Below are 24,677 nucleotides of genomic sequence, written 5' to 3' on the forward strand. Positions count from 1 at the left end.
CTTATTGTTATCTACTATAACTCGATCTTGATGAGGATGAGCTGGAACGTGAAGACGATGATGATGACGGCGCTGAATAAGAAGATCTACTTGATCCTGACGAACTACCGCTATAATTACTTCTTGACGATGAATTGCTACTTCCTGAGTTAGTATTTGATCGTGAGTAATAACTGCTATTAGAGCTACTACTTGGCGAACTACTACTTCTGCTATAACTTGAGCGAGAGCTTGACGAACTACTCGGAGATGAGCTGTAATTGCTATTTGAGCCTTGACTATAACTACCTCTACGTGTTGAACTACTATTAGTTGATGAATTATTACTTGAAGAAGATGTACCTCTATCGTAATTTGATCTATTAGCAGATGAACTTGTAGAATAACTTGAGCGACTTGAAGAAGAATTTGAGCTTCCTTCAATTTTGTTTACCTCTCTATTATTTGAGCCACTGTAATAATCGCTACGACTACTTGATCCACTACCACTTGTAGCATATTCACTTCTGCTATTTCCGCGTTTGTAATCTGAGCTTCCATTACTTGAGTTGCTATTCCCCCCGCTGTAATAATCGCTACGACTACTTGATCCACTACCACTTGTAGCATATTCACTTCTGCTATTTCCGCGTTTGTAATCTGAGCTTCCATTACTTGAGTTGCTATTCCCCCCGCTGTAATAATCGCTTCTATTATTTGATCCACTACCACTTGTAGCATATTCACTTCTGCTATTTCCGCGTTTGTAATCTGAGCTTCCGCTACTTGAATTGCTATTTCCTCTGCTGTAATAATCGCTTCTGCTATTTGATCCACTGCCACTTGTAGCATATTCACTTCTACTACTTCTGCTGCTTGTCAAATCAGCACGGTTATAGTAATTACTCTCTCCATATCTCGTTTTAAACGAGTTGTTTGGATTTTGACGTTCATAGTAATCTTGTCTAACATTAGAATACATATTCTCTGCTCTATAACTATTTCTATACGGTCTATAGTAATAATTATTGTTTTGATTTATATGCACGTGTACGTGTGAAACATAGCGCCCGGTTGAGTATGGAGCATATCCGTAGTAATAATTTGGATAATAGTTCCAATACCAAGATGAATAGTAAGGTCTGTAAGAAACACCCCAGAATAAACTAAACATAGGAGGCGTAGTTACATAAATAGGCTCGTAAATGTAGTTTGCTCCATATAAATATGAATTCCCTACTACTTGCATATAAACTACTTTCTTGCGTTTATCCTTTTCTACTTCAATAGTTGCAACGTCTTGATATAAATCTTTACCAAGAACAGCCTGAATAACAATTAAGTGCGTTCTACCCTCAACTACTTCTACAACTCGTAGATAATCTACATAACCATCCCCATTTAGGTCAAGGTTATTTATACGAGAATAAGGGTCATTTAACCTAAACTCAAAGTCAGCCAAATCAGACGATTCTCCAAAAACAGAAGCCACTGCTTGAAGGTCTAAGTTATCGCTAATGTCATAGTTATTAGCCGTTACCACAGTTCTTTGTCCAAAAGACACAGAAAAACTGAGTGTTAAAAATAACAGCGCGATATAATGTAATGTTTTCATAATCTTCTCTTTTCACTTTACCATATACCTAAAGCATTGCAATAAATATACCGTAACAATTTAAAGCAAGGTACTGAAAAACAATATGTAAAAAGCTTAATAATTCCTTAAATACGAGGGAATTGTGCTAAAATGGCGAAATCACTTCAGTTATTTTAAAGGTTTAAGAAACAGTAAACTAAATAAAACACGATAAGTAGTACATTTTTACTAATTTTGTACTATAATATAGTTTATATGATTGATAGAGAAGAAATAAATTTTGAACGTTCTGTAATCGTAGGTATCGTTACAAAAGATCAAGATGAGTCAAAACTTAATGAATATTTAGATGAATTAGAGTTTTTGACATATACGGCTGGAGGAGAAGTATATAAGCGCTTTACACAGAAAATGGAAAAGCCTAACCCTAAGACCTTTGTTGGAACAGGGAAAATGGAAGAAATCCACCACTATATAGTAGAGAACGATATTCATACCGTAATATTTGATGATGAGCTTACACCAGCTCAACAAAAAAACGTTTCAAAAATATTAGATTGTAAGGTGTTAGACCGTACCAACCTAATCTTAGATATATTCGCACAAAGAGCACAAACTTCTTATGCGAGAACACAAGTTGAATTAGCACAATTTCAATATTTACTACCCCGTCTTTCTGGAATGTGGACTCACTTAGAGAGACAGCGTGGAGGTATTGGTATGCGTGGTCCTGGGGAAACAGAGATTGAAACAGATAGACGTATCGTTCGTGATCGTATTACGCTATTACGCGAAAAGTTGAAAGTTATCGATAAACAGATGGCTTCACAAAGAGGAAATAGAGGTGCGATGGTACGTGTTGCTTTAGTTGGGTACACAAACGTTGGTAAATCTACTTTGATGAATACAATCGGTAAAAGTGAAGTATTTGTTGAGAACAAGCTGTTTGCTACCCTTGATACTACCGTTCGTAAAATCGTAATAGGCAACTTGCCTTTCTTGCTTTCTGATACCGTTGGTTTTATTAGAAAACTACCTACACAGTTAGTAGAATCGTTCAAGAGTACCTTAGACGAGGTTAGAGAAGCAGATTTACTATTACACGTAGTTGATATTTCTCACCACGACTTTGAAGACCACATCGAATCTGTAAATACGATTCTAAAGGACATCAAAAGTGATGATAAACCAACGATTATGGTGTTTAATAAAATTGACGCTTATAAACCGGAAGTTATCGCTGAAGATGATTTAATGACTGAACGTACATCACGCCACTACACGATTGAAGAGTGGAAAAAAACGTGGATGAACAAAGTTGGAGAGAATAATGCAATCTTTATTTCTGCAACAAACAAGGAAAATATGGAAGAATTTAGAAAGAAATTATATGAAGCTGCACGTGAGATTCATATCACCAGATTCCCTTATAACAACTTTTTATTCCCTGACTATGACCACTTAGTAGAAGGTCCAGACAGCGAATAAAATATTTGTTCATAAAAAAATTTATAAAGTAACTCAGTGTAATAATATTTTTTCTATTTTTACACTATTGCTAAAAAGCTGATTATATGTATTTATCATTGAACAATAATTTCTCTAATAATAATTTGAATTGTGTATACGATTTGAAGAGGGAAGCTATTGGCAATGATTAAAGTTAATTATATATTATTTCATTATCCGTTTAAAGGCTCCTCTCTGAGGAGCCTTTTTTTTATTAAAAAATTCAAACCTAAATATCATGAGTAAAAAACAAATTTTACAGACCGAAAAATCAATTGCATTAGTAAAAGACTTCTTTTCTAAAGACTTGTGCAATACATTGAACTTGTATCCTATTTCATCTCCGATGATTGTAAATGAAGGAACAGGAATCAATGACGACTTAAACGGTGTGGAGCGTGCTGTCTCTTTTCCTGTAAAGTTTCTTAACAATGATCGAGGTGTTGTCGTACATTCACTAGCCAAATGGAAAAGAATTAGACTAGAAGAGTTAGGCCTTGATGTACACGAAGGTATTCTAACAGACATGAGAGCGCTTAGACCTGACGAAGATAGTAGCCCAATACACTCAATTTATGTTGACCAATGGGATTGGGAATTAAAGATTGAAGATAAAGATCGCAGTCTTGATTTTCTTAAATCTATCGTTCGCAAATTATATCAAGTGTTGTTAGAAACAGAGGAACAAGTTTGGAAAGAACTACAAATAGAACGTATTCTGCCTGAATCAATCTCTTTTATCCATTCTGAAGAATTATTACAGCGTTACCCTACTCTATCTCCAAAAGACAGAGAACACGCAATAGCGAAAGAATATGGAGCTGTTTTCATTATGGGAATTGGACACAAATTATCAAACGGAGAGCAACACGACAGTAGAGCTTCTGATTATGATGATTGGAGTACTGAAACAGAAGGAGGATACAAAGGATTAAACGGTGATTTATTAGTTTGGGATCCTATTCTAAACAGATCATTAGAACTATCTTCTATGGGAATCAGAGTAAACAAAGATGTTCTTTTAAAACAATTAGAGATTACACAATCTTTAGAAAAGAAAAACTTACTTTACCACAGTATGTTATTACAAGATAAATTACCATTGTGTATTGGTGGTGGTTTAGGTCAATCAAGAATCTGTATGTTCTTATTGAGAAAAAGACATATTGGAGAAGTACAAGCAAGCTTATGGCCTCAAGACGTAAGAATTGAAGCTGAAAAACAAGGAATCAGTTTATTATAAATAAAAAAGCTCGGTAGAAAACTACCGAGCTTTTTTATTTTATTGCTAATTCTAATTAGATTAGAAATTATAGTTAACTCCTAAACCAACCATTTCTCTAATTTGGAATCCTTGGAATGCAAGGTCATCATAGATAGTTTGGAATGTTAAGTTAGTAGAAAGATATTTATTAATCTTCATTACTACGTTTAACTGATAATCAAGAACAACGTTCTGAGGGTCTTTTAAATAGTTAGAATACAAGTTTAAGATGTTTTCAACTGAAACGTTTTCCATAACATTAAATTTATAGTAAGCGTTTACAGACATACCTAATTGGTATTCCATTGATTTTCCTTCTTTCACACCAAAAGCATCACCAAATTCAGTGAAGTGATTGTGAACAAAGATAAATCTTGATGTTGCTGGAGCGATGTTTACTTTTAAGTTATCATCTTTTTTCCATAACATACCCGGACCTATTTGTAAATAAGCAGGAGACATAAAGTGAGAATTTCTAATTCCATCTTTGTCAATACCAGCATCCATTTGTGTTTTGAAATTCAAAAACGCAGAGTAATACCAGTTTTTAGCTGCTTGTTTACCTAATAAAGAGTTTAACTCTAAACGGTCATTTGTTTTCTTTTGTTTATCTCCTTTTAACTTAGAAATACCATAGCTTACCATAGCTTTGTTATCCCAAGTCCAATCATCTTTCTTGTAGTTCAAATCATAATTTACATTAATGTTACCAGACAGGTTATTATCCCCACCAGCTTGCCAATTTGAAAAACTTGATTGATTTACTAAGAAATTAAAATTTCCTTTTGATGTCCAATTGCTTGTATTTTCTACTGTTTCAGCTTCTTGAGCTTGAACAGAGAATGAAGCAAAAACTGCTAATAATCCTAAAACGATTTTCTTCATAGTTACATACTTTTTGCGCAAAACTACTAAGAAAATGCTAAAAAGAAAAACTATCAACCTCTTTTTACCGCTCTCTTGAAGACAGGAACAGCCGAACAAGCTTCTCCAAACATCACAGAACGTGCATGATTCATCATTAATTGAGTTGCTAAAACATAAGCCTCTTCAGGAATCTCTTTTTTTGAACAACCTTTAATAATTACAGGCAAATCAGCATACTGTGTATAGTCTATTGCAAACAACAATTCTTGGAATATAGAGCTTTCTAAATGATGCTTATCTCCTAAATAAACGCGTTTTGCTATTGGTTGTAAGTGGCTTGTTAAAACCATATATGCCCAACCTGGTAAGATTGCATCTGTAGAACAATGTAATCCTACATAAGCATCTTGATAGATAGACCAATCAACTTCTTTCAAAGCCGCTCTAAAGTCTTTCTCTCTAAGAACAAACCCTTCATAAAGCCATTGCGCAATATCAATCTCCATTCTCGGATTTGTTGGATAAATATCCTCTAAATCGAAAACTACAAGAGCACTATTGGCTACTTTATTTACAATTTCTCCTTCCATAATTATAGCATTCCCAATTCTAACTTAGCCTCTTCACTCATCAAGTCTTTAGACCATGATGGGTCAAATGTCAACTCAACCTCTACTCCTTTTACGTTGTCGATTGATTTTACTTTCTCTTCTACTTCCATTGGTAACGTTTCAGCTACTGGACAGTTTGGAGAAGTCAAAGTCATTAAAATCTTTACATCGTGAGTTTCGTTTACAAAAACATCGTAAATTAAACCTAACTCGTAAATATCTACTGGAATTTCAGGGTCATAAATAGTTTTTAAAACACGAACTATATTTTCTCCTAATTGTTGTACATCAATTGCTTCCATACCTTAACTATTCTATTTTTAGTGCTTCGCTTGATAAGCTAAAGCATACATTCTTATTTGTTTAACCATTGATACTAATCCATTTGCACGTGTTGGCGACAAATGTTCTTTCAAACCAATCTCATCAATAAAAGACAGGTCTGCATTTAAAATATCTTCAGCTTTGTGACCTGAAAATACGCGAATTAAAATTGCGATAATTCCCTTCGTTAAAATTGCATCACTATTAGCAGTAAACACAATATTTCCATTTGACTCCTCTGCATATAACCAAACTTGCGATTGGCATCCTTTAATAAGGTTCTCTTCTACTTGATACTGTGCATCAATCAACGGAAGTCCTTTTCCTAATTCGATGATATACTCATATCGTTCCATCCAATCGTCAAACATTGAAAACTCATCAATGATTTCCTCTTGAGTTTCTTTAATTGTCATATTGTTGTAATTATTTTATTTCTCTATTTATGATAACATCATTTTTGCCTTTTTCACTGCAGCAATGAATGTATCGATCTCTTCTTTTGTATTGTAAAAACTAAAAGAGGCTCTAATTGTACCAGGAATACCAAAGAAATCCATGATTGGTTGTGTACAATGATGCCCTGTACGTACAGCAACACCTAATTTATCTACAATAACACCAATATCATACGGGTGAATACCTTCAATATTAAACGAAATAACAGATGCTTTTTCTTTTGCTGTTCCTATAATCTTAACCCCCTCGATTTCAAGTAACTTCTCAGTTCCGTAAACCAATAGTTCGTGCTCATAAGCAGCAATATTGTCAAAACCAATCTCATTCATATAATCAAGAGCATATCCTAAAACAATTCCTCCTGCAATATTTGGTGTTCCTGCTTCAAATTTATGAGGCAAACACGCATAAGTAGTCTTTTCAAAAGTAACTGTCTTAATCATCTCCCCTCCACCTTGATAAGGAGGCAATTGATTTAACCACTCTTCTTTTCCATACAAAACTCCTGTCCCCGTTGGTCCACAAACTTTATGTCCTGAAAACACGTAAAAATCACAATCTAATGCTTGTACATCTGGTTTAATATGTGGAGTAGCTTGAGCCCCATCAATTAAAACAGCAGCTCCAACTTCGTGCGCTTTCTTAATGATGTATTCAATTGGATTAATAGTTCCTAATGCATTTGAAATATGGTTAACAGCTACAACTTTTGTGTTTTTAGAAAGCAATTTATCATACTCATCCATTAAAAGCTCTCCGTTTTGATTCATTGGAATAACTTTTAACGTAGCCCCTGAACGTTCACAAGCAAACTGCCAAGGCACAATATTAGAATGGTGTTCCATAGCAGAGATAATAATCTCATCTCCTTCTTTCAACAAAGCTCCAAATCCGTTAGCAACAAGGTTGATACCGAATGTAGTACCTGCTGTAAAGATTATCTCTCTATCCTCTTTCGCATTAAGATGCGCTTTTATTTTTTGTCTCGATTCCTCATACGCATCTGTAGCCAATTGACTAAGCGTATGTACTCCTCTGTGAATATTTGCATTTATCGTTTCATAATACTCAACAATAGCATCCTCAACCACTTTTGGTTTTTGCGCTGTTGCTGCATTATCGAAATACACTAAAGGCTTTCCATTTACTTTTTGTTTAAGAATTGGAAAATCCTCTCTAATCTTATTTATATCTAACATGCTATTACCCTTTTTATTATATCAATAAAATATTGACTCTCTTCAATAACAACTTTAGAAGCAAAGATAATAATTCATAAGCTTTGATGCTTATAATAATAATTTAAAATTAATCTAAATATGTTTTGTATAGCTTGAAAAAGATTCTATTTTTGCTGTAATTTAGATTTAATACAAATAACTACCATAATGAAAAACCTAACAGCTTTATTCCTTGTAGCAATCTCTCTATTGAGTTGCAATCAAAACAAAAAACAAGAATCAACTGATTCTACTGAAGTTAAAACAGAACGCATTATATCATTAAATGGTGCAATAACAGAGATACTTGCAGATTTAGGAGAAAAACAAAACATTGTAGCAGTTGATGTTACAAGTACTTTTCCAGAGGACCTAAAACAAACGGCAACTGATTTAGGGCATACATCTAAAATATCAATTGAAAGCATTATGGCGCTAAATCCAAGTATTTTATACGCTACAGAAAAAGATATGACAGATGAAATGAAAGCTCAATTGCAAAAATCAGGTATCCGCTTAGAAATCATTAAACAAGTTTTTACTGTTGATGGTACAAAAGATATGATTAAAACGATTGCAGAATCATTAAATAAAACAGATTATAACGACTTACTTACTCGCATTGACAAAGACTTAGAAGGGTTTCACAAGTTTGAAAAACAACCAAAAGTCTTGTTCATTTATGCAAGAGGTGCTGCAACATTATTAGTAGCTGGAGACGAAACTCCTGTAAACAATGTGATTTCATTAGCAGGAGGAATTAATGCTGTAACTGAATTCAAGGATTTCAAACCTCTTACACCAGAGTCATTATTGAATAGCAACCCTGACTATATCTTAATGTTTACAACAGGTTTAGAAAGTATGGGAGGCATTGACGGAGTTCTTAAAATAGATGGTATTAACCAAACTAATGCAGGTAAAAACAGAAAAGTTATCGCAATGGATGGTCAATTATTAGCCGGTTTTGGTCCAAGAGTTGGTCAAGCAGCAAAAGAATTAAATCACTTATTATCAGAATAATAAAATGCAGAAAAAACTCTCATTTTACGTTATTTGCCTAATTACAATACTTGTACTCATAGCAATAGCGTCTATTTTCATAGGAGTTTACCAATTTGAAGAGGGAGCTTTTCAAACTATTTACAAAATTCTATTTACACAAGAAGCAGTAAAAGCAAGTGATTACTACGTCTTTTTTGACGTGAGATTACCACGAGTACTAATGGCTATATTAACTGGAGCAGGTCTTTCCCTTGCGGGAACCTGTTTACAGGGAATGTTTAAAAACCCTTTGGCTTCACCTGATTTAATTGGTATTACAGCAGGATCAGTCTTATTCGCAGCGGTTACCATTGTCTTAGGTAGTTATGTCAAAGCAATTGTGCCTGAAGTTATTCACTACTCTCTATTAAGCATTATGAGCTTTATTGGAGCAATGGTTACAATGACGTTTGTATATAAAATGTCAACACAAGCAGGAAAAACAAACGTTAGTATATTGTTGCTCTCAGGTGTTGCAATTACAGCATTAACAGGTGCTGCAACAGGACTACTTACCTATGTATCCGACGAAGAAGAACTGAGAAACTTAACGTTTTGGACACTTGGTAGTTTGGCTGGTGCAACGTGGACTAAAGTAGCTATCCTTGGTATTGTCATCCTTGGTGCACTTATTTTCTTAATAAACAAAGGAAAGGCTTTAAATGCAATGATGCTTGGAGAAAGAGATGCCTCACATTTAGGAATCCCTGTGGAAACCATCAAGAAGCGCATCGTTTTACTATCTGCTTTAATGGTAGGAACAGCAGTTGCATTTACAGGAACTATCGGTTTTGTGGGATTAATTGTTCCCTATATCTTGCGATTAATCTTTAAATCGAACTACTATTTCATCCTGCCACTATCTACTGTTTGTGGTAGTATACTATTATTAGTTGCTGATACAGTAAGCAGAACCATCGTTCCTCCGTCAGAAGTTCCAATCGGAATATTGACATCTATTATGGGAGCACCGGTATTTATTGCTATTTTAATCCGATTCAAAAAATCTTTATAATTATGATTGAAGCACAAAAAGTCAACTATAAGTCTAAAGAAAACTATATCATAAACAACATAGATTTCGACTGTCAAGCAGGAGAATTTATTGCTATACTTGGACCGAATGGAGCTGGTAAATCTACATTTTTAAGTGTCTTAGCAGACGAATTACACGAGAAGGGCAATAAGATTTTATTGAAGTCTTGCGATTATACCAAATGGTGTAAAAAAGAACTTCCAAAGCATAAAGCGAAATTCTCTCAACATCACAATGGCGATATCCCACTAAATGTAGAGGATGTTGTTATGATGGGAAGATATCCTTACTTTGACCATATCCCCACTGAAAACGACAAAAAAGCAATTCAAGATAGTATGGAATGCATAGATATTTGTCCACTAAAAGAACGAGAGTACAATCACTTATCAGGAGGAGAAAAACAACGTGTACACTTGGCAAGAGTATTATCACAATTGACCAATGACATCGAAAACAAACTGTTATTTTTAGATGAGCCCTTAAACAACTTAGATGTTCTCCACCAGCATAAGATTTTAGACTTAATCAAGTCTTTTACTGCAAAAGGAAACACAGCCATAGTTGTTATACACGACCTAAATTTAGCTGCTCAATTTGCAGATAAAATATTACTTTTAGAAAAAGGGAAGAAAGTTATATACGATACACCTCAGAATGTTTTAACACAAGAAATCATCACAAAAGTTTACAACTTTCCTTGTATCGTTACTCAAAACCCTGTCAACAATAACCCGCTAATTATATTTGGCGTTTAAAAAACAACAACAATGAACACAGAAACACTTACATTAAAACAACGTTGGGATGCTTTAAAAGCAGAAAATCCAACTATGAGAATACGCAATGCTGCTCAAGCATTGAAAGCAAGTGAAATGGAATTATTAGCAACACAAGTGGGTGACACAGTTACCCGTTTACAACCTTCTTTTGTTGAAATTTTATCAGAAGTTGAAACACTTGGAAAAGTAATGGCTTTAACGCGTAATGACGAATGTGTACACGAGCGAAAAGGAGTTTATAGCAATCCAGACTTTTCATCACCACACGCTGGATTATTTGTAAACCCTGATATTGATTTAAGAATATTCTTAAGCCATTGGAAAAAGGCTTTTGCTGTAGTAGAACAAGCAGGAGATAAACCAAGAAAGAGTTTACAATTCTTTGGAAAAGATGGAGAAGCAATTCACAAAATATATCTTGTACCTCAAAGTAATGATGAGGCATTTGACGCTTTAGTTTCAAAATACAAATCAGACGACCAAAGTACAGTTGAAACAACAGAAGCTTATATTCCAAGTTTAGACGAACGTTTAGATGAAGAAATAGACGTAGAAGGATTCCGCCAAGGCTGGAAAGACTTAAAAGACACACACGACTTTTATATGTTGTTGAGAAAATACAATGTAACAAGAACACAAGCATTGCGTTTAGCTCCTGATGCTTACTATGCTAAGCAAATTTCAAAAGAAGCAATTGTTACAATGTTAGAAACAGCGGCAGAAAAAGAATTGCCAATTATGGTGTTTGTAGGAAACAGAGGAAACATCCAAATCCACACAGGACCAGTTAAACGCACAATGTGGCATCAACAATGGTACAATGTTTTAGATCCAGATTTCAATATGCACTTAGATATGGACAAAATCAACCAAGTTTGGGTAGTAAGAAAACCAACGGAAGACGGTATTGTTACATCAATTGAAGTCTTCAACGAAATTGGAGAAATCATTGTTCAATTCTTTGGAAAAAGAAAGCCAGGAATACCAGAATTAGAAGAGTGGAGAGAAATAATCTCATCTTTAGAATAATTAAAAAAAGCAGAAGTTATCCTTCTGCTTTTTTTATTTCGAGTAGTTACTCGACTAAAAACAGGAAAATCAAACAATGAAAAAAACACAAAAGCAATCCCTAAAATTTAAGAATACCAAAAAAATATTGGTACAATAAATAAATAAAAAACAGCCTAACTAAGACAGCCAGCTTAAAATTGATAATCACAAAAAAAACAATAACTTTAGTTATCAAACATTTGTTGATAACTATTCTTCTTCAATAAATAAAAATACTTGAAATCAATGTCTTATTAGTTTAAATTAGCATAGCTAACTTAGTCGCTTTTAGGGCTTAAAACATCGCAATATTTACTATATTAGTGCTTTACTACTTCACAGTATTTGATGTTTTTAGCCAATTACAAGGCACTAATAGTATTAACCTCAATAAAAATTAAGCTATGTCTATTTTTGATAAAAGAGTTAACTACAAACCATTTGAGTACCCAGGAATCTACCAATTTACTGAAGCAATTAACAAATCCTTTTGGGTACATAGTGAAGTGGACTTCACTGCAGACACACAAGATTTTCACTCTCACTTAACAAGAGAAGAGCAACTTGCTATTAAAAACAGTTTACTGGCTATTGCACAAATCGAAGTTGCTGTTAAAACCTTTTGGGGTAACTTATATCAACATTTCCCTAAACCAGAATTTAACGGTTTAGGAAGTACATTTGCTGAATGCGAATTCAGACATTCAGAAGCTTATTCAAGACTATTAGACGTACTTGGTTACAATGATGAATTTGAAAATTTATTAACGGTTCCTGTTATTAAAGAACGTGTTGAATACTTATCTTCTGTATTAGAGAACTCAAGTAATCAAACTGACCGTAAAAAGTATATTGTATCTCTTATTCTATTCTCTTTATTGATTGAAAACGTTTCTTTATTTAGTCAATTTGCAATCATTTTATCTTTTACAAGATTCAAAGGGTATATGAAAAACGTTAGTAATATCATCGCTTGGACTTCTGTAGATGAACAAGTACACGCTAACGCAGGAATCTATATTATTAATATCGTTAAAAAAGAGTTTCCAGATTTCTTTGACGAAGAACTTATCAACCACGTAAACGAGGTAATTGAGAAGTCAATTAATATTGAAAGCAAAATCTTGGATTGGATCTTTGAAGCAGGAGATATTGAAACAGTAAATAAGCACGATCTATTAAACTTTATGAAGTTTAGAGTTGACGAAAGTATGGAGAAAATTGGCTTGAAAAAAGTGTATAATATTTCATCAGAACAATATAACCCTATGGCTTGGTTCGAAGAAGAAGTATTTGCTAATAGCTTAGATGATTTCTTTGCTAAAAGACCTGTAGAATACACTAAACACGACAAGAGCTTTACTGCTGACGATTTATTCTAAATCGCTATTTCAAAAGCCTATTAAAACTAAAAAAAAAGAAAAAAGATACTATGAATAATTTTTCACTACCATTAATCTCTGAAGATAATCCAAACACTTGTGAAAAACTGTGGTGGAAGAACTCAGAAAGTGAGCAAATTCTAAACAGAGGTTACCTATTAAAAGGTGAAACTGTAGAAGGAGCAATCGACAGAATTTCAACTGCTGCTGCAAAAAGATTATACAAACCAGAATTAAAAGAGTCATTTCAAGAAATGATTGAAAGAGGATGGATGAGTTTAAGCTCTCCTATCTGGGCTAATATGGGAACAGAAAGAGGATTGCCTATTTCTTGTTTTAACGTACACGTGCCGGATAGTATAGAAGGAATTACTCATAAATTAGGTGAGGTAATTATGCAGACAAAGATTGGTGGTGGAACATCAGGATATTTTGGTAATCTAAGAGAAAGAGGAAGTGCTGTAACAGATAATGGTAAAAGTAGTGGAGCTGTTAGCTTTATGAAGTTATTTGATACTGCAATGGACACTATTTCTCAAGGAGGTGTTAGAAGAGGTGCTTTTGCAGCTTATTTAGATATTGACCACCCTGATTGTGAAGAATTTATTCAAATTAAAAATATTGGTAACCCTATTCAAAACCTATTTACAGGTGTTTCTATTCCAGATTACTGGATGCAAGAAATGATTGACGGGGATAGAGAAAAACGCCAACTATGGGCTAAAGTATTGGAAAGTCGTCAACAAAAAGGATTGCCTTACTTATTCTTCTCTGACAATGTAAACGGACATAAACCTCAGGTGTACAAAGACCTTAATATGCGTATTAATGCAAGTAACTTATGTTCTGAGATTATGTTACCTTCTTCTATGGATGAATCATTCATATGTTGTTTATCTTCTATGAACTTAGAGTTATATGACGAGTGGAAAGACACAGAAGCTGTTAAATTAGCAATCTTCTTTTTAGATGCTGTATTACAAGAATTCATAGAAAAAACAGAAGGAAACTACTACTTAGCCTCAGCAAACCGCTTTGCTAAGCGTCATAGAGCTTTAGGTTTAGGAGTTTTAGGATGGCATTCATACTTACAAAAGAATATGATTCCATTTGAAGGATTACAAGCTAAAATGATTACTAATCAAATCTTTGCTGACATTAGTAGCAAAGCTGATAAAGCAACACAAGACTTAGCTCGTATCTATGGTGAACCTGAAATATTAAAAGGATACGGTAGAAGAAATACAACCACTATGGCCATTGCTCCTACTACTTCATCATCTGCTATCTTAGGTCAAACATCTCCTGGTATCGAACCATTTAGTAGTAATTACTATAAAGCAGGTTTATCTAAAGGTAACTTTATGCGTAAAAACAAATACCTTAAAATGCTTTTAGAGGCTAAGGGAATGGACAATGAAGAAACGTGGAGAAACATTATGTTAAGCGGAGGAAGTGTTCAACAACTTGAAGGCTTAACTGATGAAGAAAAAGCGGTATTCAAAACATTCAAAGAGATCAGCCAGCTTGAGATTATTCAACAAGCAGCAATCAGACAGAAATACGTTGATCAATCACAAAGTTTGAACTTAAACATCCCTTCTGGTTTACCAATTAAAGATGTAAACAATCTAATGATAGAAGCTTGGAAACTTGGAGTTAAAACATTGTATTACCAACGTAGTCAAAGTGTTTCTAAAGAAATGGTAACAAACTTAGTTTCTTGTAGCAGTTGCGAATCGTAATCACAAGAACTTAAAATACTAAAAAGAGTGAACTATATAGTTCACTCTTTTTTTGCTCTAAAATCAAAAAGCTTTATATTTTATTCTCTTACCACTATAAACCAATACAAGCCATCTAAAGCAATTTCTATCAAAATACCACGTGAACTTTATTAAACTACAAAAACAGCCTTAAAATCACTATAATTCAGTAATATCAACACATTACAAGCCAACTCACCTCCAATTACTGTTAATAGCGAAATAATTTATTCTAACTTATTTTCTTTTCATAAATAACTTTGGCACAATATCTGTAAATAGAAAACGCAACAACAAAATAACAAAATTTCTTTTTCATCAAAAGCCTAATTAGAGCCAATAATTAGGCTTTTACTTTTTAGTAAAGACATACAATAAAATATATATCATTCTTAGCCCAAACTAACACAAAAAAAGGGATTACTCAGTAGAGCAATCCCTTTTTACTATATGATAATTCTAAAGTTCTATTAGATATCAAATCCCATAGAAACACCAAGCTTACCAGCGATAACCTTAGCTACTTTAGATTTTAATTCTGGAATTTTTACAGACTCCATTACTTCATCTGTAAACGCGTACATCAATAAAGCTTTAGCTTCTTTTTTCGGAATACCACGTTGACGCATATAGAACATTGCATCCTCGTTTAACTGTCCGATTGTACATCCGTGAGAACACTTAACATCATCAGCAAAAATCTCTAACTGAGGTTTAGCATAAATATTAGCTTTCTCACTTAACAAGATGTTGTTACTCTTTTGGAAACCATCTGTTTTTTGAGCAATTTTATCAACGTAAATTTTACCGTTAAACACCCCTACAGAGTTACCATCATAAATACCTTTATAATTTTGGTGACTCTCACAGTTTGGTTGATTGTGAGAAACTAATGTATAATGGTCAACGTGTTGTTTACCATCAATCAATGTAATTCCTTTTAACGTACTATCAATACGCTCACCATCTTGGTAGAAATTAAGGTTGTTTCTTGTCAATTTACCTCCGAAAGAGAACGTATGAACAGAAACTCTACTTTCTTGTTTTTGTTTAACGAAAGTATTGTCAATTAACGTACCTGTTTCTAAGTCATTTTGCAACTTATAGAAATCAACAATAGCACGTTTATGCGCTACAATTTCAGTTACAGAGTTAGTAAACACGTTAGATTCAACGATACTTTGGTGTCTTTCTAAAATTTGCACGTGAGCATTTTCACCTACAACAACTAAGTTACGAGGTTGCACTAAAAGCGCTTGGTCTTCCACTGTAGATAAGTAAATAATCTCAATCGGTTTAGCAACCACTGTACTTTTAGGGATATTAATAAAAGCTCCTTCACTTGCAAAAGCAGTGTTTAAAGCAGTTAAACTATCCTCTTTATCAGCACAAGTATTGTAGAAAGAGTCGATAATCATTTTATACTTCGGCTTAGTAAAAGCAGAAGACATTAAACAAACATCAAGTCCATCGTGAGTAGTTGACGATAAATGAGAACTAAAGATTCCATTGATAAATACCAATTTGTATGTATCAGAATCACTTAAGAAATACTTCTTAACGTCTTTATATTCAACCGCTACTTCTTTTTTAGGAAAAACACTAAAATCATTCTTTAAAATAGAATTTAATGATGTGTACTTCCAAGCTTCCACTTTTTTAGTAGGGAAACCTTTATTTTCAAATGTCTTAAGACCTTCTAAACGGATATTGTGTAAACTTTCGTGTTCACTAAGTCCTTGTTCAAAAGCGACAAAAGACGATAATAATTTATCTTTAAGCTCCATAATTATTTCTTTGCAATTAGATTAAAATGATTGATTTATAAGATTCTATTGAGACTATTTCCCTAAAGATTCTTTAATCCAATCGTATCCTTTTTCTTCTAATTCCAATGCTAATTCTTTACCTCCTGTTTTCACAATTTTACCATCGTATAAAACGTGTACATAGTCAGGAACGATATAATCTAATAAACGTTGGTAGTGCGTAATTAAAACAACAGCGTTGTCTTCGCTTTTCAACTTGTTAACTCCATTAGCAACGATACGTAAAGCATCAATATCCAATCCTGAGTCAGTCTCATCAAGGATAGCTAATTTTGGCTCTAACATAGCCATTTGGAAAATCTCATTACGTTTTTTCTCACCACCAGAGAAACCTTCATTAAGAGAACGCGACAAGAATTTTCTGTCGATTTCTAATAACTCAGCTTTTTCTTTGATTTTTTTCAACATTTCACTTGCAGGCATCTCTTCAAGACCTTGAGCCTTTCTTGATTCGTTGATAGCCGTTTTCATAAAGTTTGTCACAGAAACTCCAGGAATCTCAACTGGGTATTGGAAAGACAAGAAAACACCTTTATGAGCTCTTTCTTCTGGCCCTAATTCGTTTAATTCTTCTCCTTCTAAAATAATTTCACCTTCCGTTACTTCGAAAGCTTCATTACCAGTAATTACAGAAGATAAAGTACTCTTACCAGCACCGTTAGGTCCCATAATAGCGTGTACTTCACCAGCTTTAACTTCTAAATTAATTCCTTTTAATATTTCTTTATCTTCAACACTTGCGTGTAAATTTTTTATCTGTAACATAAAATTGTCTTTTTAAAATTTTGAGGGTTTGTAAACTAAGTTGAACTAAGAATCTAACATCTTAACCAACACTTCCTTCTAATGAAATCTCCAATAATTTTTGTGCTTCCACAGCAAACTCCATTGGCAATTTATTTAAAACTTCTTTAGAGAAACCATTAACGATTAAAGCGATAGCCTTCTCTGTAGGAATACCACGTTGGTTACAGTAGAAAATTTGATCTTCACCAATTTTACTTGTTGTAGCCTCGTGCTCAATTTGAGCAGTAGTATTCTTAGCTTCAATGTAAGGGAAAGTATGAGCACCACATTCGTTACCCATTAACAATGAATCACATTGAGAGAAGTTTCTTGCGTTCTCAGCTCTTGGTCCCATATGAACCAATCCTCTATAACTATTTTGTGATTTACCAGCAGAAATACCTTTAGAAATAATCGTTGATTTCGTATTCTTACCTAAGTGAATCATTTTAGTACCTGTATCCGCTTGTTGGAAGTTATTCGTTACTGCAATTGAGTAGAACTCACCAACAGAATTATCTCCTTTTAAAACACAAGAAGGATATTTCCAAGTAACAGCAGAACCTGTTTCAACCTGAGTCCAAGAAATTTTTGCATTCTTCTCACAAAGACCTCTTTTCGTCACAAAGTTGAATACCCCACCTTTACCTTCACTGTCTCCAGGGAACCAGTTTTGAACAGTAGAATATTTAATTTCAGCATCATCCATTGCGATTAACTCAACAACAGCAGCGTGTAATTGGTTTTCATCACGAGATGGAGCAGTACATCCCTCTAAATAAGAAACATAACTTCCTTCATCAGCAATTACTAACGTTCTTTCGAACTGACCAGTACCTGCTTGGTTAATACGGAAATACGTAGATAACTCCATCGGACAACGAACACCCTTAGGAATATAACAGAAAGAACCATCTGAGAATACAGCAGAGTTTAATGCTGCATAGAAGTTATCTGTTTGAGGCACTACAGACCCTAAATATTTTTTAACTAACTCAGGGTGGTTTCTAATCGCTTCAGAAATTGAACAGAAAATAATACCACGCTCAGCCAAAGTTTCTTTAAAAGTAGTTGCTACAGAAACAGAGTCCATAACAATATCCATTGCCACACCAGACAATCTTTTTTGTTCATCTAAAGAGATACCAAGTTTTGCAAACGTTGCTAATAACTCAGGGTCTACTTCGTCTAAACTTTTATATTGATCTTTTTTCTTTGGTGCAGAATAATAAGAAATAGCCTGAAAATCAGGTTTAGTATATCTTACATTCGCCCATTCTGGTTCAACCATTTCCTTCCAAATACGGAAAGCCTCTAAACGCCATTCAGTCATCCATTCAGGCTCTTCTTTCTTTGCAGAAATAGCTCTAACAATATCTTCATTTAAACCAATAGGAAATGTCTCTGATTCTATATCAGTATAAAAACCATACTCATACTCCTTGGTTTCTAATTCTTTCTTTAAATCTTCTTCTGTATACTTACTCATATATTTTACTTAAAAGCAAATACGGTGTCGTACGCTTCTTTAATTTTAACTAATTATCAAAAAGGAAGAAAAACGAAATAAATCCCGCTTTTCTACCATGAGTCTTATAATGAAAAACTTTCACCACAACCACAAGTTCTACTTGCGTTAGGATTGTTGAAATAGAATCCTTTTCCATTCAATCCTCCTGAATATTCTAAAGTAGTTCCTACAAGATATAAAAAGCTCTTTTTGTCAACAGCGATTTTCACACCATTATCTTCGAAAACTTTATCATCTTCACCAACTTCGCGATCAAAATTTAATTGATAAGAAAGTCCGGAACATCCTCCACTTGTCACCCCTACGCGAACATAATCCACTGTAGAATCAAACCCTTCATCTTCCATCAGAAGGGCGACGCGTTTACTCGCTATATCTGAAACCTTTATCATACCTTTTTTTAAAATAGATTAGTTCTAAATGTAAGATGCAAAGGTATTATAAAAAAACGGTTTCTAATAGTAACTAACATATTTATAACGATTAGAAGTTTAAATACTAATATCAATAAAAACTATAGTTTGAACCCTGTTTTAATTATTTATTCCTAAGTCATTTAGTAAAAAAACTACTAAAAACGGAACGCTAAAAACAGACATAAAAAGCTACTTTCACTCCCTTTTAGTCTTAAAACTACTAAAAACGCTATTTCTTATTAATTCAAATTAATGAAAACAAGCCCCTATTAAAACCAACTTACTATAAAACAATATTTTACATCGTTTAAAGGCAACTAATCCAACTATAAAATTCGGACTTTATTCCTTTAAAGACAAATGAAATACTGAAAAAAAAAAACAACTCTTTGCTTTAGTATATCATCATCAAAAGGTAGTTTTAAAATCTATGCTTGTATACTGTATGTATAGTGCTTGTATAAAATCTATGTTAAACTGTACAACCAAAATACATACACTTTAGAAAAAATATACATACTCCATTTATAACATAAATCTAAAACGTTGCTATGATTGCAAAATCCTCATTTGGCCTCGATTCTTAGATAAATAGTTATGAATTACTTAGCTAAACTAAAAGCTAATTTTACCGTTGGTGTATCGTATAAAAATGTGTATTTTGCACCTTACAACCAAAAAACTAAATCATTATGAAATTATATGCTATCGAAAGTGGCAACTTTAAATTAGATGGAGGAGCAATGTTTGGCGTTGTTCCGAAAGTCATTTGGAACAAAACCAATCCTGCTGATAACAACAACCTGATTGAATTAGGTGCGCGACTTCTTCTTATTGAAGATGGCAATAAACTTATTCTGATTGACACTGGAATGGGTAATAAACAGTCTGAAAAATTCTTTGGATACTACAATCTTTGGGGAGAACACTCAATTGACAAGTCATTGGCAAAAGTAGGTTTTCACAGAGATGATATAACAGATGTATTTTTAACTCACTTGCATTTTGACCACGTTGGTGGAGCTGTAAATTGGAATTCTGATAGAACAGGATACGTTAATGCTTTTAAAAATGCTAAATATTGGACTAATGATAGCCATTGGGATTGGGCGACAAAACCAAACCCAAGAGAAAAAGCATCTTTCTTATCTGAAAATATACTTCCAATTCAAGAAAGTGGTGCTTTAAACTTTATCCAACGCCCTGAAGGAGATTTGCTACACAATTCTGAATTGGGATTCGATATTTTCTTTGCAGATGGGCATACTGAAAAACAGATGATTCCGATTATTAATTACAACGGACAAAAAATAGCTTATACAGCAGATTTACTGCCTACAGCAGGACATATTCCTCTTCCTTATGTAATGGGATATGATACTCGGCCACTCTTAACGATGCAAGAAAAGGAGAAATTCTTAAAAATGGCAACTGACGAAAATTGGCTTTTATTTTTAGAACATGATGCTCATAATGAAATCATAACCCTACAACATACTGAGAAGGGAGTTCGCTTAAAAGACATACATAAAGCCAACGATATCTTAATTTAGTGTTAACACCGTGCTTTAAAGCGTACAATTTGATACTTTTAAGGCGATGAAAATAAAATTTACAATAAAATAAATATAATGCGATTAATTAAACCTATTTACCTTTCTGCTGCTTTAGCACTTGCTTTGACAAGTTGTGGTGGTGCAAAAATTGTATCTAACACACCAATCCAAGGTGTTGACAATTTACCTAAAAGAACATCAGAATTATCTGAAGAACAATTACAAAGATGGAGTCACTTAGACATTTTAAGAGACACAGTACCTGGAATGTCTGTTGATAGAGCTTATGAAGAAATCTTAAAAGGAAAAGCACTTCCTAAAAAAGTAATTGTAGGTGTAGTAGATTCAGGAATTGAAATTGACCACGATGATTTAAAATCACACGTGTGGACAAATCCTAAAGAAATCGCTGGAAACAATATTGATGACGACAACAATGGATATGTTGATGATATTCACGGATGGAACTTTTTAGGAGAGTCTGTTCACGAAAATATGGAATTAGTTCGTGTTGTAAGAAGAGGTGACGACGGTTCTGACCAATATAAAAGAGCTGTAAAACAACTTGAAGAAGAAAGAAAAGAAGCACTTGAAAGCAAAGTACGTTTAGATATGTTATTACGTGCTAACGAAAGAGTTGCTAAATTCTTAGATAAAAAAGATTATACAAAAGAAGATTTAGAGGCTATTCCTGATACAGCATCAGAAGAGATCATTCACTCTAAAAATGTAATGTACGGAATCCTTGCTGGAGGTAGAGAATTATCTTGGTTAGATAGCTTTAAAGGTTATGTAGACAGCAAATTAAACTACCACTTAAACGTTGATTTCGATGGTCGTAAAATCGTTGGAGATAATCCTGCTGACATCAATGACAGAATATACGGAAATAACGATGTATTAGGTCCTGTTAGAGAAGAGGCTAAACACGGAACTCACGTTGCTGGTATTATTGCACAATCTCGCCACAATAACTTAGGTGGAGACGGTGTTGCTTCAGACGCAGTAGAAATTATGGCTGTTAGAGCAGTACCTGATGGAGATGAGTACGATAAAGATATTGCATTAGGTATTCGCTATGCAGTTGACAACGGAGCTAAAGTAATCAACGGAAGTTTTGGTAAATACTACGAAGAAAATAGCCAATGGGTTAGAGACGCTATTAAATACGCTGAAGAAAAAGACGTATTAATTGTTGTAGCTGCTGGAAATGACGCTATGGACTTAAACATTGAAGGTGGTGTAGAACGTTACCCTAACGACAATGTGAATATGGGACCAGAAATTTCAAATAACTTCTTAGTTGTTGGAGCTCTTAACCCTCAGTTTGGTAAAAATATGGTAGCTCGTTTTTCTAACTACGGACATTACGACGTTGACGTATTTGCTCCTGGTGTAAAAATCTACGCTACTGTTCCTAACAATACGTATGAGTACTTACAAGGAACATCAATGGCATCTCCAAACGTTGCTGGTGTAGCTGCTTTAGTTAGAGCTTACTACCCTCAGTTTACTGCTGGTGAAGTTAAAAAAATCATTATGGATTCAGGTGTTGCTGTAAACTTTGATGTTGTAGTTGGAGAGAAAAAAGAAGTTAGAAACTTCCAATCAATTTCTACTTCAGGAAAATTTGTAAATGCATACAATGCTTTGTTATTAGCTGAAAAATTAGCTGCAAACAAAAAATAAGAATACACAAAATACATTTAAAAACTCCACACTATTCAAGAATAGCTGTGGAGTTTTAATTTCAAACACGATATGAAAAAACTATTACTATCTCTTACAATTTGTGCCATATCTCTTTTTGAAGTTCAAGCTCAAAACAATCCAAATCCTGGATATTGGCAACAACACGTTGATTATACGATGGACGTCAAAATGGACGTTAAAAAGTTTAAATACAACGGTACACAAAAGCTTACTTATACTAACAACTCTACAGATACACTAAAAAAGGTTTTCTTTCATTTGTATTACAATGCATTTCAACCTAATAGTGATATGGATGCTTTATTAAAAAATATTGCTGATCCAGACTCAAGAATGGTAGATACTAAAACAGTTAGAGGTAGAAAAATACAAGAGAGTAGAATTTCAAAGCTTACACAAGATGAGATTGGTTACTTAAAAGTATTAAATCTAAAACAAGACGGTTCTTCTGTTGAAACGAAAGAAGTAGGAACTGTTTTAGAGGTTACATTAAAGTCTCCAATTGCTCCTAAATCTTCTACTGTTTTCACAATGAACTTTGAAGGACAAGCGCCTAAAATGATTCGTAGAGCAGGTAGAGAGTCTAAAGAAGGTGTTGCCTTGTCAATGTCTCAATGGTTCCCTAAAATAGCTGAATACGACTTTGAAGGTTGGCACGCTGAACAATATTTAGGAAGAGAATTCCACAGTGTTTGGGGAGATTTTGACGTAAAAATTACGTTAGATAAAAACTACATTGTTGGAGGTACTGGTGTTTTAGTTAACAACAACGAAATTGGATACGGTTATCAAGATAGTAATGTAGCTGAAGTTCCTGCTAAAAAAGGAAAAGATTTAACTTGGCATTTTAATGCTAAAAATGTGTTAGACTTTACTTGGGGAGCAGATCCTAACTTCATTCACGATACGTATGAAGGACCAAATGGTGTAAAGTTACATTTCCTTTATAAAGATAATCCTGCTATTAAAGACAACTGGACAAAGCTACAACCAGTTACAGCTGAGTTAATGAAATTCTTTAATGAAAATGTAGGTCCTTATCCTTACCCTCAATATTCAATTATTCAAGGTGGAGACGGAGGAATGGAATACTCAATGTGTACTTTAATCACAGGAGAAAGATCATTCCCAAGTTTGGTTGGGGTAACTGCTCACGAATTAGCACACAGCTGGTTCCAACACGCATTAGCAACAAATGAAACAAAGCACGAATGGATGGACGAAGGATTTACTTCTTTTATATCTGACCTTGCGATGTTAAAAGTGATGCCAAAAGACCAACAAGAAGATGCAAATCCTTTTGGTTCTACTTACAAAAGTTACTACAATTTAGTAGCTAAAAATATGCAAGAGCCTTTAAGTACTCACGCAGATCATTACTTAACAAACAGAGCATATTCTATATCAGCTTATAGTAGAGGTTCTATTTTCTTAACACAATTATCTTATTTAATTGGTTGGGATAATATGATGAAAACACTTCAAACATACTACCAAGACTACAAATTTACGCATCCAACACCAAATGACTTTAAACGTACGGCAGAGCGTGTTACAGGAGCTAATTTAGATTGGTATATGACTGATTGGACACAAACGAATAACACGATTGATTATAGTGTACAGTTTGTAGAAGAAGTACAAAAAGACCAAACTTTAGTTACTTTAAAACGAATTGGAAGAATGGGAATGCCTTTAGATATTCTTGTAGAATATGAAGATGGTACTATTGAAACATACTACGTTCCTTTTACTTCAATGCATTGGATTAAACCAAATCCTTACTTAGAATATGAAAGAACAGTATTGACAGGATGGGGATGGGCTCAACCAGAATACAAGTTTGTCATCAACAAACCAAAGAATACAATTAAAACTATTTTAATTGATCCGAGCCAATTTATGGCTGATGTGAATCAAGAAAATGGTATCTACAAAAAATAATTATTAAAAAAA

Annotated in this window: 21 protein-coding genes; 11 read left to right on the forward strand and 10 right to left on the reverse strand. The window is 33.8% G+C overall.

Annotated elements, in window-relative coordinates; all coding sequences use genetic code 11:
• Positions 1–7: 7 nt before the first annotated feature.
• Entirely contained in the window at positions 8–1,594 is a 1,587-nt protein-coding gene (locus GQS07_RS04165) for a hypothetical protein (protein ID WP_158209743.1), read from the reverse strand.
• 237 nt (positions 1,595–1,831) lie between these two features.
• Here GQS07_RS04165 and hflX point away from each other — a divergent pair, with 237 nt between their 5' ends.
• Together hflX and asnA are read left to right on the forward strand one after the other, a co-directional pair.
• Positions 1,832–3,064, forward strand: a complete 1,233-nt coding sequence (gene hflX, locus GQS07_RS04170; protein ID WP_158209744.1) for a GTPase HflX — start codon at positions 1,832–1,834, stop codon at positions 3,062–3,064.
• A gap of 259 nt (positions 3,065–3,323) precedes the next feature.
• The gene (gene asnA / locus GQS07_RS04175) at positions 3,324–4,328 is read left to right on the forward strand and encodes an aspartate--ammonia ligase (RefSeq protein ID WP_158209745.1); all 1,005 of its coding nucleotides are present in this window, start codon (positions 3,324–3,326) and stop codon (positions 4,326–4,328) included.
• A 60-nt stretch (positions 4,329–4,388) separates the two neighbouring features.
• On the opposite strand, the gene GQS07_RS04180 is transcribed toward asnA, so the two are convergent.
• The 5 genes from GQS07_RS04180 to GQS07_RS04200 are packed head-to-tail and all read right to left on the reverse strand — an operon-like array spanning position 4,389 to position 7,809.
• Positions 4,389–5,234, reverse strand: a complete 846-nt coding sequence (locus GQS07_RS04180; RefSeq protein ID WP_158209746.1) for a DUF3078 domain-containing protein — start codon at positions 5,232–5,234, stop codon at positions 4,389–4,391.
• Between the two features lie 53 nt (positions 5,235–5,287).
• Positions 5,288–5,806 (reverse strand): DUF2480 family protein, encoded by a 519-nt coding sequence (locus GQS07_RS04185; RefSeq protein ID WP_158209747.1) that lies wholly within the window; start codon positions 5,804–5,806, stop codon positions 5,288–5,290.
• 2 nt (positions 5,807–5,808) lie between these two features.
• Positions 5,809–6,129, reverse strand: coding sequence for an iron-sulfur cluster assembly protein (locus tag GQS07_RS04190; protein ID WP_158209748.1), 321 nt, complete (start codon positions 6,127–6,129; stop codon positions 5,809–5,811).
• An 18-nt stretch (positions 6,130–6,147) separates the two neighbouring features.
• Positions 6,148–6,567, reverse strand: a complete 420-nt coding sequence (locus tag GQS07_RS04195) for a SufE family protein (protein WP_158209749.1) — start codon at positions 6,565–6,567, stop codon at positions 6,148–6,150.
• A 27-nt stretch (positions 6,568–6,594) separates the two neighbouring features.
• Positions 6,595–7,809, reverse strand: a complete 1,215-nt coding sequence (locus GQS07_RS04200) for an aminotransferase class V-fold PLP-dependent enzyme (RefSeq protein WP_158209750.1) — start codon at positions 7,807–7,809, stop codon at positions 6,595–6,597.
• A gap of 189 nt (positions 7,810–7,998) precedes the next feature.
• On the opposite strand from GQS07_RS04200, the gene GQS07_RS04205 reads away from it, so the two are divergent.
• From GQS07_RS04205 to GQS07_RS04230, 6 genes are all read left to right on the forward strand, one after another.
• On the forward strand, positions 7,999–8,853 hold the full coding sequence (locus tag GQS07_RS04205) for a hemin ABC transporter substrate-binding protein (RefSeq protein ID WP_158209751.1): 855 nt from the start codon (positions 7,999–8,001) through the stop codon (positions 8,851–8,853).
• Positions 8,854–8,857: 4 nt separating this feature from the next.
• On the forward strand, positions 8,858–9,889 hold the full coding sequence (locus GQS07_RS04210) for a FecCD family ABC transporter permease (RefSeq protein WP_158209752.1): 1,032 nt from the start codon (positions 8,858–8,860) through the stop codon (positions 9,887–9,889).
• A 2-nt stretch (positions 9,890–9,891) separates the two neighbouring features.
• Positions 9,892–10,668, forward strand: coding sequence for a heme ABC transporter ATP-binding protein (locus tag GQS07_RS04215; protein ID WP_158209753.1), 777 nt, complete (start codon positions 9,892–9,894; stop codon positions 10,666–10,668).
• Between the two features lie 12 nt (positions 10,669–10,680).
• Positions 10,681–11,721: a hemin-degrading factor gene (locus tag GQS07_RS04220; RefSeq protein ID WP_158209754.1), complete on the forward strand. Its 1,041-nt coding sequence runs from the start codon at positions 10,681–10,683 to the stop codon at positions 11,719–11,721.
• A 425-nt stretch (positions 11,722–12,146) separates the two neighbouring features.
• Positions 12,147–13,124: a ribonucleotide-diphosphate reductase subunit beta gene (locus GQS07_RS04225; protein ID WP_158209755.1), complete on the forward strand. Its 978-nt coding sequence runs from the start codon at positions 12,147–12,149 to the stop codon at positions 13,122–13,124.
• 50 nt (positions 13,125–13,174) lie between these two features.
• Positions 13,175–14,869, forward strand: coding sequence for a ribonucleoside-diphosphate reductase subunit alpha (locus tag GQS07_RS04230; protein WP_158209756.1), 1,695 nt, complete (start codon positions 13,175–13,177; stop codon positions 14,867–14,869).
• A 491-nt stretch (positions 14,870–15,360) separates the two neighbouring features.
• Here GQS07_RS04230 and sufD read toward each other — a convergent pair whose 3' ends face one another.
• From sufD to GQS07_RS04250, 4 genes are all read right to left on the reverse strand, one after another.
• A complete protein-coding gene (gene sufD, locus GQS07_RS04235) occupies positions 15,361–16,677 on the reverse strand; it encodes a Fe-S cluster assembly protein SufD (RefSeq protein ID WP_158209757.1) in 1,317 nt (438 codons plus the stop codon).
• A 54-nt stretch (positions 16,678–16,731) separates the two neighbouring features.
• Complete coding sequence (gene sufC / locus GQS07_RS04240; protein WP_090404571.1) at positions 16,732–17,484, reverse strand: Fe-S cluster assembly ATPase SufC; 753 nt, start codon at positions 17,482–17,484, stop codon at positions 16,732–16,734.
• A gap of 61 nt (positions 17,485–17,545) precedes the next feature.
• Positions 17,546–18,994 carry a Fe-S cluster assembly protein SufB gene (gene sufB, locus GQS07_RS04245; protein ID WP_090404574.1) on the reverse strand — a complete coding sequence of 483 codons (1,449 nt, stop codon included), beginning with the start codon at positions 18,992–18,994 and terminating at the stop codon, positions 17,546–17,548.
• A gap of 104 nt (positions 18,995–19,098) precedes the next feature.
• Complete coding sequence (locus GQS07_RS04250; RefSeq protein WP_090404579.1) at positions 19,099–19,428, reverse strand: HesB/IscA family protein; 330 nt, start codon at positions 19,426–19,428, stop codon at positions 19,099–19,101.
• Between the two features lie 716 nt (positions 19,429–20,144).
• Between GQS07_RS04250 and GQS07_RS04255 the strand changes: the two genes are divergently transcribed.
• The 3 genes from GQS07_RS04255 (at position 20,145) to GQS07_RS04265 (ending at position 24,665) form a co-directional block, all read left to right on the forward strand.
• The gene (locus GQS07_RS04255; protein WP_158209758.1) at positions 20,145–21,005 is read left to right on the forward strand and encodes an MBL fold metallo-hydrolase; all 861 of its coding nucleotides are present in this window, start codon (positions 20,145–20,147) and stop codon (positions 21,003–21,005) included.
• A gap of 78 nt (positions 21,006–21,083) precedes the next feature.
• Positions 21,084–22,697: a S8 family peptidase gene (locus GQS07_RS04260; protein WP_158209759.1), complete on the forward strand. Its 1,614-nt coding sequence runs from the start codon at positions 21,084–21,086 to the stop codon at positions 22,695–22,697.
• A 72-nt stretch (positions 22,698–22,769) separates the two neighbouring features.
• Complete coding sequence (locus GQS07_RS04265; protein ID WP_158209760.1) at positions 22,770–24,665, forward strand: M1 family metallopeptidase; 1,896 nt, start codon at positions 22,770–22,772, stop codon at positions 24,663–24,665.
• Positions 24,666–24,677 lie beyond the last annotated feature (12 nt).

The sequence above is a fragment of the Myroides phaeus genome (assembly GCF_009799805.1).
GTDB classification, from domain to species: Bacteria; Bacteroidota; Bacteroidia; order Flavobacteriales; family Flavobacteriaceae; genus Flavobacterium; species Flavobacterium phaeum_A.

Coding starts and splice junctions, on each gene's coding strand:
- GQS07_RS04255 (WP_158209758.1), top strand. CDS start 20,145: ATGAAATTATATGCTATCGAAAGTGGCAACTTTAAATTAGATGGAGGA.
- hflX (WP_158209744.1), top strand. CDS start 1,832: ATGATTGATAGAGAAGAAATAAATTTTGAACGTTCTGTAATCGTAGGT.
- GQS07_RS04210 (WP_158209752.1), top strand. CDS start 8,858: ATGCAGAAAAAACTCTCATTTTACGTTATTTGCCTAATTACAATACTT.
- GQS07_RS04190 (WP_158209748.1), bottom strand. CDS start 6,129: ATGGAAGCAATTGATGTACAACAATTAGGAGAAAATATAGTTCGTGTT.
- GQS07_RS04205 (WP_158209751.1), top strand. CDS start 7,999: ATGAAAAACCTAACAGCTTTATTCCTTGTAGCAATCTCTCTATTGAGT.
- GQS07_RS04195 (WP_158209749.1), bottom strand. CDS start 6,567: ATGACAATTAAAGAAACTCAAGAGGAAATCATTGATGAGTTTTCAATG.
- GQS07_RS04215 (WP_158209753.1), top strand. CDS start 9,892: ATGATTGAAGCACAAAAAGTCAACTATAAGTCTAAAGAAAACTATATC.
- sufB (WP_090404574.1), bottom strand. CDS start 18,994: ATGAGTAAGTATACAGAAGAAGATTTAAAGAAAGAATTAGAAACCAAG.
- GQS07_RS04165 (WP_158209743.1), bottom strand. CDS start 1,594: ATGAAAACATTACATTATATCGCGCTGTTATTTTTAACACTCAGTTTT.
- GQS07_RS04200 (WP_158209750.1), bottom strand. CDS start 7,809: ATGTTAGATATAAATAAGATTAGAGAGGATTTTCCAATTCTTAAACAA.
- sufD (WP_158209757.1), bottom strand. CDS start 16,677: ATGGAGCTTAAAGATAAATTATTATCGTCTTTTGTCGCTTTTGAACAA.
- GQS07_RS04185 (WP_158209747.1), bottom strand. CDS start 5,806: ATGGAAGGAGAAATTGTAAATAAAGTAGCCAATAGTGCTCTTGTAGTT.
- GQS07_RS04220 (WP_158209754.1), top strand. CDS start 10,681: ATGAACACAGAAACACTTACATTAAAACAACGTTGGGATGCTTTAAAA.
- asnA (WP_158209745.1), top strand. CDS start 3,324: ATGAGTAAAAAACAAATTTTACAGACCGAAAAATCAATTGCATTAGTA.
- GQS07_RS04260 (WP_158209759.1), top strand. CDS start 21,084: ATGCGATTAATTAAACCTATTTACCTTTCTGCTGCTTTAGCACTTGCT.
- GQS07_RS04180 (WP_158209746.1), bottom strand. CDS start 5,234: ATGAAGAAAATCGTTTTAGGATTATTAGCAGTTTTTGCTTCATTCTCT.
- GQS07_RS04225 (WP_158209755.1), top strand. CDS start 12,147: ATGTCTATTTTTGATAAAAGAGTTAACTACAAACCATTTGAGTACCCA.
- GQS07_RS04265 (WP_158209760.1), top strand. CDS start 22,770: ATGAAAAAACTATTACTATCTCTTACAATTTGTGCCATATCTCTTTTT.
- sufC (WP_090404571.1), bottom strand. CDS start 17,484: ATGTTACAGATAAAAAATTTACACGCAAGTGTTGAAGATAAAGAAATA.
- GQS07_RS04250 (WP_090404579.1), bottom strand. CDS start 19,428: ATGATAAAGGTTTCAGATATAGCGAGTAAACGCGTCGCCCTTCTGATG.
- GQS07_RS04230 (WP_158209756.1), top strand. CDS start 13,175: ATGAATAATTTTTCACTACCATTAATCTCTGAAGATAATCCAAACACT.